General features: G+C 64.2%; 10 protein-coding genes and 1 riboswitch. Of the genes, 7 read left to right on the forward strand and 3 right to left on the reverse strand.

The window, feature by feature from the left end; genetic code table 11:
- Positions 1-122: 122 nt before the first annotated feature.
- Positions 123-2,300, reverse strand: a complete 2,178-nt coding sequence (locus WF331_RS12845; protein WP_340622976.1) for a TonB-dependent siderophore receptor — start codon at positions 2,298-2,300, stop codon at positions 123-125.
- Positions 2,301-2,481: 181 nt separating this feature from the next.
- Between WF331_RS12845 and WF331_RS12850 the strand changes: the two genes are divergently transcribed.
- The 3 genes from WF331_RS12850 to WF331_RS12860 all read left to right on the forward strand — a co-directional run bounded on the left by WF331_RS12850 (position 2,482) and on the right by WF331_RS12860 (position 5,493).
- On the forward strand, positions 2,482-3,174 hold the full coding sequence (locus tag WF331_RS12850; protein WP_340622977.1) for a response regulator transcription factor: 693 nt from the start codon (positions 2,482-2,484) through the stop codon (positions 3,172-3,174).
- The gene (locus WF331_RS12855; protein WP_016497794.1) at positions 3,174-4,520 is read left to right on the forward strand and encodes a HAMP domain-containing sensor histidine kinase; all 1,347 of its coding nucleotides are present in this window, start codon (positions 3,174-3,176) and stop codon (positions 4,518-4,520) included. Before WF331_RS12850 ends, WF331_RS12855 begins: the two co-directional genes overlap by 1 nt.
- Before the next feature lie 82 nt (positions 4,521-4,602).
- Positions 4,603-5,493, forward strand: a complete 891-nt coding sequence (locus WF331_RS12860; protein ID WP_016497793.1) for an alpha/beta hydrolase — start codon at positions 4,603-4,605, stop codon at positions 5,491-5,493.
- Between the two features lie 38 nt (positions 5,494-5,531).
- Here the strand turns inward: WF331_RS12860 and WF331_RS12865 are convergent, their stop codons facing one another.
- Positions 5,532-6,518, reverse strand: a complete 987-nt coding sequence (locus tag WF331_RS12865; RefSeq protein WP_284364874.1) for a zeta toxin family protein — start codon at positions 6,516-6,518, stop codon at positions 5,532-5,534.
- Positions 6,519-6,613: 95 nt separating this feature from the next.
- Entirely contained in the window at positions 6,614-7,840 is a 1,227-nt protein-coding gene (locus tag WF331_RS12870) for an RtcB family protein (protein WP_431357547.1), read from the reverse strand.
- A 70-nt stretch (positions 7,841-7,910) separates the two neighbouring features.
- Positions 7,911-8,052: riboswitch (FMN riboswitch) on the forward strand.
- An 80-nt stretch (positions 8,053-8,132) separates the two neighbouring features.
- Here WF331_RS12870 and ribB point away from each other — a divergent pair.
- The 4 genes from ribB to dxs all read left to right on the forward strand — a co-directional run bounded on the left by ribB (position 8,133) and on the right by dxs (position 12,142).
- Entirely contained in the window at positions 8,133-8,783 is a 651-nt protein-coding gene (gene ribB, locus WF331_RS12875; protein WP_016497790.1) for a 3,4-dihydroxy-2-butanone-4-phosphate synthase, read from the forward strand.
- Positions 8,784-8,914: 131 nt separating this feature from the next.
- Positions 8,915-9,157: an exodeoxyribonuclease VII small subunit gene (locus WF331_RS12880; protein WP_003255380.1), complete on the forward strand. Its 243-nt coding sequence runs from the start codon at positions 8,915-8,917 to the stop codon at positions 9,155-9,157.
- Positions 9,154-10,041 carry a (2E,6E)-farnesyl diphosphate synthase gene (ispA, locus tag WF331_RS12885; RefSeq protein WP_284364870.1) on the forward strand — a complete coding sequence of 296 codons (888 nt, stop codon included), beginning with the start codon at positions 9,154-9,156 and terminating at the stop codon, positions 10,039-10,041. The genes WF331_RS12880 and ispA overlap by 4 nt, the downstream gene beginning before the upstream one ends.
- Before the next feature lie 205 nt (positions 10,042-10,246).
- Positions 10,247-12,142 (forward strand): 1-deoxy-D-xylulose-5-phosphate synthase, encoded by a 1,896-nt coding sequence (dxs, locus tag WF331_RS12890; protein WP_016497788.1) that lies wholly within the window; start codon positions 10,247-10,249, stop codon positions 12,140-12,142.
- The last annotated feature ends 113 nt before the right edge of the window (positions 12,143-12,255 follow it).

Below are 12,255 nucleotides of genomic sequence, written 5' to 3' on the forward strand. Positions count from 1 at the left end.
GCAGCAAGCGCTCCGTTCGAGTTCACTCTAGTGCGCCTTCACAGATTGCACACGCGGTGTAGCAACAATTTCTCATCGTTTGCCGCTCCTACAGGGACCGCACGCGTACCGGAACGAACCGATCAGAAATCGTAACGCGCGCCAACCATCATGCTGCGCGACGGCCCGTAGAAGTTGAACGTGGACGTCGACCCCACCCGCGACAGGTAGTCCCGGTCGAACAGATTGTTGACGTTGAAGGTGGCCGTCAGCTTCGAGGTAACCGGGTACGACAGCATCGCGTCAACCGTGGCATAGCCGGGTGCATCGATACGCACGCCACCGTTCTCGGAATAGAAGCTGCTCATCGCGGATACACCGCCGCCAATGGCCAGGCCGGTCAGCGGGCCTTGGCTGATGGTGTACTTGCTCCACAGCGAAGCCTGGTTGCGCGGCATGATGAAGAAGGTGGTTTCGGCGTCACCCTTGAGGGTTTCGGTTTCCATCCAGGTGTAGCCGGCCAGCAACTCCCAGTTTGGCGTCAGCTTGCCGCTCACTTCCACTTCCGCGCCTTTGACGCGGGTCTTGCCGGAGGCAATCGAGAAATTGGTGTCTACACCATCCTCGTCATATTCGGTGGTGGCGCGGTTCTTGTCGGTCAGGCGGAATACCGAGAAACGGGTATTCAGGTCGCCGCCAAAGTAGCTGCTCTTGAGGCCGAATTCGTACTGCTCGCCTTCACGCGGCTTCAGCACCCGGCCGTTGCTGTCGGTGTCGGACTGCGGCTTGAACACCTGCGAGTAGCTGGCGTACAGCGCATGGTTCTCGGTCAGGTCGTAGACCAGGCCGCCATACGGCGTGAAGTGGCCGTCCACGCGCTTGCTGTCGTTGGTGCTGGCACCGCTGCTCAGGGTGGTGGTGTAGAAATCACCGCGGTACCAGCTGAAGCGGCCACCGGCGATCAGCGCCAGGCGCTCGATCGGGCGGAAGGTGACCTTGGAATACAAGCCATACTCCTCTTCCTGCATGCCGGTCTCGGTGCTGTAGTTGGGCGACGGTTTGGCGAACTGCTTGGGCGAGTAGGTGTTGACGTTGATGGCGCCCAGGTTGGTGCTGCCGTTGAGGTACTCGGTGTCGTAGTTCTTGTAGTCGGTGCCGACCACAAACTCGCTGACCTGGCCAAGGGTTTCGAACGGCTGGCTGTAGCTGGCGTCCAGCGAGTAGGTGTCCTGGGTGAAGTCGCGCGCGCTGGCGCGCTCGGAGTTGGCACCGGTGGTGGCATTGGTGGCGGTGAAGGCGTAGAGGTAATTGGTGTCGCGGTGTGAACCACGCGCCGCGATACGGCCATAGCCGCCGTTGTCGAAGCGGTGGGTCAGCTCGGCGACCAGGTCGGTGGTCTTGCCGTCGAAGTAGTTCCAGTCCGCCCCCAGGAAACGGGAACGGCTGAAGTCGGGCACATCACCGGACAACGTTGCCGGGTAGCCATTGTGCGGTGTGATGTTCTTCACTTCGTGCATCAGGCCGAACGACAGCGTGGTGGCGTCGTCCAGGTCGACGTCCAGCGCGCCGTAGTAGCTGTTACTGGTGTTGGCGTTGTAATCGACTTCGCCATTGGTGTCGTCACGGGACGCGACGAAACGCCCGCGCACGCGGCCGGCGTCATCCAGCGGCCCGCTCAGGTCGATTTCTTCGTGGTTGGTGTCCCAGGTGCCATAGCTGCCTTCGACGTGGCCCTGGAACTCGGCAGTCGGGCGCTTGCGCACCATGTTGACGATGCCACCCAGTTCACTGGTGCTGCTGAACAGCCCGGCCGGGCCGCGCATGATTTCGACACGGTCGAACGCCGCCAGCGACGGTACGGTACCGAAGATGCTGGCCATCGGCGCCGGCAGGCCGTCAATGTTGAATTCGCTGTACTCGTAGCCACGGGCGTAGATCGACGACCGGCCGCTGTCGTTGGTCAGGGTGCGCAGGCCGGCGGTGTACTTGGCCAGGTCATCCAGGTGTACGAACTGGCGGTCTTTGACGTAGTCCTGGGTGTATACGGTGATCGACTGGGGGATGTCCTTCAGCGCTGCTGGCGTCTTGGTGCCCACGGTCGCGGCATCGACGCTGTAGCCACCGGTGGCTTCCGAGGGCAGCATGTCGTACAGCCGGTTGCCTTCGATGGTCAATGCCGGCAGGTCGAGCGAGGTGTCCTCGGCTGCCGCCTGGGTCGCTACCGTTTCGGCCAGTGCCGACACCGAAAACGGCGCCAGCAACCCCAGCACCAGCCAGCCCCGAGCCCGTCGCGAGCTCCCCACACCTTTGAAACCGTTCATGACACACCCTTCGCCCAAATGATAGTAATTCGCAAACGAAACAAGTTGCTTTTTGCGAACGATACCGGAGGGAAAACGGGGGCGCAGCAGGATTAACCTTCTTAACACACCCAGGCGTTGCCCTCCCTTGCTGGCAATGGGATGATTCGTAACTGATACAGGTTCTCATTCAAGGCTCCCCGTGCCCACCTCACTTCTCCTCGCCGAAGACGACGCAAGCCTGCGTCAGGACCTGGAACGCCATTTCCTCAAACGCGGTTTCCGGGTACACGCCTGCGCCACGGGTACCCAGGCCCTGGACGCCATTCGGCAAACACCGTTCGAACTGGTGTTGCTGGACATCATGCTGCCGGGTATCGATGGCCTCAGCCTGCTCGACGAATTGCGCCGGCAGCAGGCGGTGCCGGTCATGCTGATGTCGGCGCTGGGCGCCGAGCAGGACCGCATCAGTGGCTTTACCCGTGGTGCCGACGACTACCTGCCCAAGCCCTTCAGCCTGGCGGAGCTGGACGCACGGGTCGATGCCTTGCTGCGGCGCGTGGCATTTGATCGCGGCACGGCGCTGCGTGCCGACGTCGGCGAAGTGATGCTGGACCACGACCGCCAGGACGTTATCCACAACGGCAATGCCGCTGGCCTCACCGCATCCGAATTCCGCTTGCTGGTGACGCTGCGGGCGCATCCCGGCGAAACCTTGAGCAAACCCTTCCTGTACCAGACCGTGCTGCACCGGGCCTATACCCGCCTGGACCGGGGCCTGGACGTGCACGTGTGCAACCTGCGCCGCAAACTGGCCGACATCAGTGCCCAGCACCTGCAGATCCAGGCCGTGCGCGGGCAGGGGTATATCCTGGTCGACACGGAACAGCCCTGATGCGTCGCCACCCGTTGCTGTGGAAACTGGCCGTACTGCAGGTCAGCTTCTGCCTGTTGCTGATCTGGCTGATATGGACCTGGGGCCTGTCGGTGGAGCGCAGCACCTATTTTCTGTCCCCGGCCGACCAGGATTACCTGGCGCGCTATGCGCAACAAGCTGAAGACGCCTGGAACCAGGGCGGTGCGGTAGGCGCCGAGGCCTGGCGCAGGCAACTGGAACAGGCCGAGGACACCTGGGTGGCGGTGATCGGCCCACACCTGCAAAGCCTCGGCACCACGCCGCTGAGCGCCGAGGAGGCCAGCCACCTGACCTTCATGCGCAAACTGGACTGGCCCATGAGCCGGCGCCTGCAGGATGAGCTGCCCTACGTGAGCATCGAATTCCCGCAACACCCCGAGCGCGGCCGCCTGGTGCTGCAACTGCCCGAACGCCTGCTGCCCACCGGCCTGACGCCATGGACCCATGTGATCACCCACGGCGTTGCACCTGCACTGCTCGCCCTGCTACTGGGCCTGGCGTTGTACCGGCATTTAGTCGTACCACTGAACCGCCTGCGCGACCGCGCCGACGCCCTGCGTGCCGATGACCTCGATAGCCCCGCCCTGCCCCTGCTGGCACGCCGTGACGAGCTGGGTGAACTGGCACAAGCCTTCGAGCACATGGCCGGGCGCCTGCGCCAGAGCCTGGAGCAACAGCGCCTGCTGCTGCGCACGCTGTCTCACGAACTGCGCACACCCCTGGCACGGTTGCGAATCGCCCATGACAGCGACTTGCCGCCGCTGCAGTTGCGCGAGCGCCTGGACCGCGAAGTCGCCGACATGCAGAAGCTGCTGGAAGACACGCTGGACCTGGCCTGGATGGACACCGAACAACCCAGCTTGCCGACCGAGCCGATACTGATGGTTTCCGTATGGGAGGCACTGTGCCAGGACGCCTGCTTCGAAAGTGGCTGGGACCGTGCACGCCTGCCGTGTTCACTCGGCACCGATTGCCTGGTACAGGCCCATCTGGACAGCCTGGCCCAGGCCCTGGAAAACCTGATGCGCAATGCCATTCGCCACTCGCCGGCCGAGGGCCGGGTCAGCCTGGAGGGCTGGCGTGAAGGCGACTGCTGGCACCTGCGCCTGAGCGACCAGGGCCCCGGCGTACCTGACGCCGACCTTGAACGCATCTTCAAGCCTTACCAGCGCCTGACCGACAGCGGCGCGGGCTTCGGCCTGGGCCTGGCCATCGCCCGCCGCGCCATCGAGCTGCAAGGCGGCCGCTTGTGGGCCAGCAATGGCCGCCCTGGGCTGTGCCTGCACCTGACCTTGCCGATGGCCAGGGACTGTTTAGAAAGTTAATGCGCTTTACGCTCAATCAGGACTGATTATCATCTGGGCGTTCCAGCCTTGCGTTCCTCGCAAAGCCCTGACGAGACGCCTGATGAGCAAGATGACCCTGACGCTGGCTTTGGCACTGGCCCTTGCAGCCCCCGTTGCCCTGGCACAGCCCGAGCGCAACCAGAAGATGGACACCTCGCTGCTGCAGCGTCAGGACCTGGCCTACCGCTTCACCCAGCTCGACCTGGACTCTGCGGATGGCCAGCGTCATTACCGTTTGTGGGTCGGTAAGCCGAACCGCCCGGCGCCAGCATCGGGGTACCCGGTACTGTGGATGCTCGACGGCAATGCTGCGCTCGGCGCGCTGAACAGCCAGCAACTGGCCAAACTGGCCGCCGGCCAGGCGCCCTTGCTGGTGGCCGTGGGGTACCAGACCGGGCAGCGTATCGAGCGGGCGGGGCGGACTTATGACTATACCCCGGCGTTGCCTGGGCAGGCCGAGCAGCGTGACCCGCTGACCGGCCTGCCCAGTGGTGGCGTGGATGCATTTCTGGATCTGCTGACCGAGCGCATGCGGCCGATGGTGGCCGGGCTGGCCCCCATCGACCTGCAGCGACAGACGCTGTGGGGCCACTCCTACGGCGGGCTGGCCGTGCTGCATGCGCTGTTCACCCGGCCCGGGGCGTTCAGTGACTATGCGGCGGCCAGCCCTTCGCTGTGGTGGCATGACGGGGCAATCGTGCAGGAGGCACAGGGCCTTGAACAACGGTTGGGCAGCAACCCTGTGCGGCTGCTGCTGATGCGCGGTAGCGAGGAACCTGCCAACCCCAGGGCGCAGTTAAAGGGCGATGTCGAGAAGCCTGCACGAGAACTGGCGGCAGACCTGGCCATGGTACAAGGCCTTCAGGTGCGTTTCGAAAGGTTCGAAGGGCTGGGCCATGGGGAAATGCTGGGGGCCTCTTTGCAGACGGTGGTCGAGCAGCTGGCCAGATAACCGCCTATCCGGCTCCGGCCTGCTGAGCCCTCGTAGCATCAGGGATAGGTGTACTTGAGCAGGTACTGGCTCAGGTCGCGGAAGGCATCCCTGGAAATCCGCGGTACCAGGTCGGTGCTACGGCCAAGGGTCTTGCAGCAGGCCATGACCATCTGTTGGCGCACCGGCTCATCAAGCATGCCGGCATGCACAACCTGGAAGAATTGCAGGTAGGTGCCAGAGTCGTTGCCTTCAGGGCTGCGCCGGATTTCAACCAGTGTGTCGTGGTAAGGCGCCCGGAAAAAGGGCTGGCCATCGTAGTCCGCCTGGGGAGTCAACACACCAGGGGCATCACAGATGCTGTGGCACAGCACCTTGCTCTGCTGATCCGTTTCGAAGCCACGCTCATAAAGCGTGACCTGCGAACCAGGGGCCTGCGTACAGGCGTGTTCGAAAGCGTTCAGGATCTTTTTGGCATTCGCCTGTGAGGCCTGGATCTGCGACAACGCCACGAATCGCTCGATTTCGCCCTTGGCAACGCTCTTCACACCGCGGTCGAGGGTCGCCCAATGGCTGAATTCCACCTTGCAGGCGATCATGTGAATCTCGAAGCGGTAACCCGCCTCTACGGCTGCAGGCGGGAAACCGGCGAATGCTTCGTCGTCCAGTGCCGTTTCCATGATGATGTTGTAGCGGTTGGCGAAAGCGTACCCAAAAACCTTGCCGCTCAATGCCCTGATGAAGGCTTCGGTGTGCTCGTATACGTGCAGCACACCGTGCTCGCTCATTTCGGTGTAGTGCGGGTGCAGCTTGCGAAATTCTGGCAGGTAAAGCCGCACATGGTTCTGGTAGCGCTCGCTGGGCAGCAGCTGCTTCTCCAGCAGGTAGGTCTTGCCTGACCCTTGCGCACCGGCAACGATCAGCATGTTCGGGGTGGGGTCACTTCCAGGTCCATCAGCTTCGCGCACTTTGTCGAACAATGCTTGGTCGAGCTGGGCGAAGGCATCATCGACGTCGCTGTCAGTGAACGGGTAAAGCGTGGCCATTTCTGCAATCCTCTGGTGTCTGCCCCAAGCGGGCTGCGCAACACTCTAGGAACTACCCCGGCGCACTGTGTGGTAGCCAGTTATGGCACTTCTCGCTACCCCTTCACACACACAACCTGGCGCAGTGTATGAACCACCTCTACAAGCGCCTGCTGGGCACGCATCACCGCCTCGATGTCTTTGTACGCCATCGGGATCTCGTCGACGACGTCCTTGTCCTTGCGGCACTCCACATGCGCCGTGGCACGCCGTTGGTCCTCGACGGTAAAGCGGCTTTTGGCCTTGGTCCGGCTCATCACCCGGCCTGCGCCATGGCTGCAGGAACAGAACGACTCCTCGTTGCCCAGCCCACGCACGATGAAGCTCCTGGCCCCCATCGAGCCCGGGATGATGCCCAGTTCCCCCTTCTGTGCCGACACCGCCCCTTTGCGCGTCACCAGCACTTCGCGGCCAAAATGCTGCTCACGCTGCACGTAGTTGTGGTGGCAGTTCACCGCTTCCAGGCTGGCCTCGAACGGTTTGCCCAGCGCCTTGCGAGCAGCGCCGACCACGGCCAGCATCATCAGCTCGCGGTTCTGCCGGGCGTACTCCTGCGCCCACTCCACCGCTTCGACATAGTCGGCGAAATGGCGGCTGCCTTCTTCGAAGTACGCCAGGTCCTCGTCTGGCAGGTTGGCGAGGTGCTGGCGCATGTCGGCCTGGGCCAGCTCGATGAACAGGTTGCCGATGGCATTGCCCACACCGCGCGAGCCGCTGTGCAGCATGAACCAGACGCGGTCGGCTTCATCCAGGCACACTTCGATGAAGTGGTTGCCACCGCCCAGTGTGCCCAGGTGGTGGCGGTTATTGGTCTTTTCCAGCCGCGGGTATTTGTCGGTAATGGCCTTGAACCGCCCGGCCAGCTGGCCCCAGGCCTTGTCCGCCTTGGCCGGCACATCGGCCCAGGCGCCCTGGTCACGTTTGCCGAAGCTCTTGCCATGCGGCACCGCCTGCTCGATGGCACTGCGCAAGCCATGCAGGTTGTCTGGCAGGTCACGCGCGTGCAGCGAGGTGCGCGCGGCGATCATGCCGCAGCCGATGTCCACGCCAACCGCAGCGGGGATGATCGCGCCGACCGTAGGGATCACGCTGCCGATGGTCGAGCCCTTGCCCAGGTGCACGTCGGGCATCACCGCCAGGTGCTTGAAGATGAACGGCATCCTGGCCGTGTTCAGCAGTTGTTGGCGGGCCTCGTCTTCGACCGGCACGCCATCGGTCCACAACTTGATCGGCTTGCCACCGGCGACCTGGAGAATATCCATGGGCTTGTTCCTCGAATGCATGACGGCATGATACCGCCAAAGGTCGTAGAGCCGTGGGTTGCCAGCGGGGTGGCAAGGTGCGGTATGCTTGGGCGGTCTTCAGGGCGGGGTGAAAGTCCCCACCGGCGGTAAATCGAAAGATGAGCCCGCGAGCGCCCCGGCCATGCCGGGGGTCAGCAGATCTGGTGCAACTCCAGAGCCGACGGTCATAGTCCGGATGAAAGAAGGCGTCAGGCAGGGGCCATCCGGGCGCCCCTGCGCGCGCATTTTGTTCGCCCCGAGACGTTCATCGATCATTCACGAGGAGCGTTTCATGTCCACCCGTAACCATCCGCAATTCCCCGCTGTTTCCGCCGCCATCGCCGCCTTCCAGGCCGGGCGCCCTGTGCTGCTGCTTGACGATGACGACCGCGAGGACGAAGCGGACATCATTGCCGCTGCCGAAAACATTACGCTGCAGACCATGGCCATGATGATCCGCGACTGCAGCGGCATCGTCTGCCTGTGCCTGGACGAAGCCACCGTCGACGCACTGCAACTGGCGCCAATGGTGCAGAACAACCAGGCCCGCCACGGCACCGGCTTCACGGTCACCATCGAGGCTGCAGAAGGCATCACCACCGGGGTTTCTGCCCAGGACCGCATCACCACCATTGGCGCGGCACTGCGCTCCAGCGCCGAACAGCGTCATATCGTCAGCCCGGGGCATGTGTTCCCGCTGCGCGCCCGCAATGGCGGGGTGCTGACCCGCCGTGGGCACACCGAAGGCTCGGTGGACCTGGCGCGCCTGGCCGGCCTGCGCCCCGCGGCAGTGCTGTGCGAGCTGATGAACCCCGATGGCAGCATGGCGCGTGGCGAGCAGGTGGCGGTTTATGCGCGGCAGTACAACTTGCCGGTGCTGACCATCGAGGAGCTGGCGCGGTACCGCGAGGCGATGCTGGAACGGGAAGCAGAGCCGGCCTGATCCTCCGGACAGGGCCGCTTTGCGGCCCTTTTGAGAGCGGCCTGTATGAGCCGGGCAGCTGTCGGAAGTTTGCTCCCCCCGCCCCGCTCTGCTAGTGTCGCGCCGTTCTGAATGCCACCGAGAAAGTCGCCATGGCCCGCAAAAAAGCCTCCCTCGATTTCGAGCAATCCCTCGCAGACCTGCAAGCACTGGTCGAGCGCCTGGAGAACGGCGAGTTGTCGCTGGAAGAATCGCTGGCCGCCTTCGAGCAAGGCATCGCCCTGACCCGTGATTGCCAGGGTGCCCTGGCCCAGGCCGAACAGAAGGTGCAAATCCTCCTGGAACGCGACGGCGAACTGGCCGCGCAGCCCTTCGACGCGGAGCCGGAAGCATGATTGGCACTTACCAGGCCAGCTGCCAGGCTCGGGTCGACGCTGCCCTCGAACCGCTGTTCGTTGCCCCGTCCAAAGAGCTGGAACGCCTTTACGCCGCCATGCGCTACAGCGTGATGAACGGCGGCAAGCGCGTACGCCCGCTGCTGGCCTACGCGGCCTGCGAAGCCTTGGGCGCCCCGGCCGAACAGGCCAACGGCGCGGCCTGCGCGGTCGAACTGATCCACGCCTACTCGCTGGTGCATGACGACCTGCCAGCCATGGACGACGACGACCTGCGTCGTGGCCAACCCACTACCCACAAAGCATTTGACGAAGCCTGCGCCATCCTCGCTGGCGACGGTTTGCAGAGCCTGGCATTCAGTGCCCTGCTCGACCCAGGCCTGAGCCCGCAGGCCGACGGCATTCGCCTGGCCATGGTCCAGGCCTTGGCCAAGGCTGCCGGCCCGGCAGGCATGGTCGGCGGCCAGGCCATCGACCTCGGTTCGGTAGGCCTGAAGCTGGACCAGCAGGCACTGGAGTTCATGCACCGGCACAAGACCGGCGCACTGATTGAAGCCAGCGTACGCCTCGGCGCCCTGGCCAGCGCTCGTGTCGAACAGGCGCAACTGGATGCCCTGCAGGTTTATGCACAGGCCATCGGCCTGGCATTCCAGGTGCAGGACGACATCCTCGACGTTGAGAGCGACACCGCCACCCTGGGCAAACGCCAGGGTGCAGACATAGCTCGTGACAAACCGACCTACCCGGCCCTGCTGGGCCTGGAAGCGGCCAAGGCCTATGCAATCGAACTGCGCGACCAGGCGCTGATCGCACTGCAAGGCTTCGGTGAAACGGCCGAGCCACTGCGGGCCCTGGCGCGCTACATCGTCGAACGCCGTAACTGATTGATTGGGGCCGCTGCGCGCCCCATCGCCGGCAACCCAGCTCCCACAGGTACCTCAGCGGCCTGTGATCTGTGAAGATCCTGTGGGAGCTGGCTTGCCGGCGATGGGCTGCAAAGCAGCCCCGTGCGACACCCGTCTGAATGGGCAGTATTTCCTACAATGGGGTAAACTGCCGCGTCTTCACACACCTATAACGACTCGCCTGATGCCCACGACGTTTCAAGAGATCCCCCGCGAACGCCCGGTCACGCCGTTGCTCGACCGCGCTGACACGCCTGCCGGCCTGCGCCGGCTGGCCGAAGCCGACCTGGAGACCCTGGCCGACGAACTGCGCCAGGAACTGCTCTACACCGTGGGACAGACCGGTGGGCATTTTGGCGCCGGTCTGGGCGTGATCGAGCTGACCATCGCCCTGCACTACGTGTTCGACACCCCGGACGACCGGCTGGTGTGGGACGTGGGCCACCAGGCCTACCCGCACAAGATCCTCACCGGGCGCCGTAACCGCATGCTCAGCCTGCGCCAGAAGGACGGCATCGCCGCTTTCCCGCGCCGCAGCGAGAGCGAGTACGACACCTTTGGCGTCGGCCACTCCAGCACCTCGATCAGCGCCGCACTGGGCATGGCCATTGCCGCCCGTCTGCAGAACAGCGCACGCAAATCGATTGCGGTGATCGGGGACGGCGCGCTGACTGCCGGCATGGCCTTCGAGGCGTTGAACCACGCCCAGGAAGTCAACGCCGACATGCTGGTGATCCTCAACGACAACGACATGTCGATTTCGCGCAATGTCGGCGGCCTGTCCAACTACCTGGCCAAGATCCTCTCCAGCCGCACCTACGCGAGCATGCGCGAAGGCAGCAAGAAAGTGCTGTCGCGCCTGCCAGGCGCCTGGGAAATCGCCCGCCGCACCGAGGAATACGCCAAGGGCATGTTGGTGCCGGGCACGCTGTTCGAAGAACTGGGCTGGAACTACATCGGCCCCATCGACGGCCACGACCTGCCGACCATGATCGCCACCCTGCGCAACATGCGTGACCTGAAGGGCCCGCAGTTCCTGCACGTGGTGACCAAGAAGGGCAAGGGCTTCGCCCCGGCCGAGGTCGACCCGATCGGCTATCACGCCATCACCAAGCTGGAGCCGGCCGACAAGCCTGCCGCGCCAAAGAAAGTCAGCGGCCCGAAATACTCTGCCGTGTTCGGCCAGTGGCTGTGCGACATGGCCGCCGCCGACAACCGCCTGGTGGGCATTACCCCGGCGATGAAGGAGGGCTCCGACCTGGTCGACTTCAGCGAGCGCTACCCGGAACGCTACTTCGACGTGGCGATCGCCGAGCAGCACGCCGTTACCTTGGCGGCCGGCATGGCCTGCGAGGGCAGCAAGCCGGTGGTGGCGATCTACTCCACGTTCCTGCAGCGTGCCTACGACCAGCTGATCCACGACGTGGCCGTGCAGAACCTCGATGTGCTGTTTGCCATCGACCGCGCCGGCCTCGTTGGCGAAGACGGCCCGACCCATGCGGGCAGTTATGACCTGTCGTACCTGCGCTGCATCCCGGGCATGCTGGTGATGACCCCGAGCGACGAGAACGAGCTGCGCAAGATGCTCAGCACCGGCCACCTGTACAACGGCCCGGCAGCCGTGCGCTACCCGCGTGGCACCGGCCCGAATGCGCCGATCAGCGGCGACCTGGAGCCACTGGAAATCGGCAAGGGCGTGGTTCGCCGCCAAGGCGAGAACGTCGCCCTGCTGGTGTTTGGCGTGCAGCTGGCCGAGGCCATGCAGGTGGCCGAGCAGATCAACGCCACAGTGGTTGACATGCGCTTCGTCAAACCGCTGGACGAGGCCCTGGTGCTGGAACTGGCTGGCAGCCATGCGCTGCTGGTGACCATTGAAGAGAACGCCATCATGGGTGGCGCGGGTGCTGCGGTGGGTGAGTTCCTGGCCAGCCAGGCAGTGCTCAAGCCGCTGCTGCACCTGGGCTTGCCCGACATCTACGTCGAGCATGCCAAGCCTGCACAGATGCTGGCTGAGTGCGGGCTGGATGCGGCCGGGATCGAAGCTTCGGTGAAGGCCCGCATGGCCATGCTCGGCTTGTAATCCCCGGGGCCGCTCTGCGGCCCATCGCGACACAAGGCCGCTCCCACATTGACCGCACCGCTCCCCAGGCTTGGGCAATACCTGTGGGAGCTGGCTTGCCGGCGATGGGGCCC

The organism is Pseudomonas sp. YNh (assembly GCF_037993085.1).
GTDB lineage: Bacteria > Pseudomonadota > Gammaproteobacteria > Pseudomonadales > Pseudomonadaceae > Aquipseudomonas > Aquipseudomonas putida.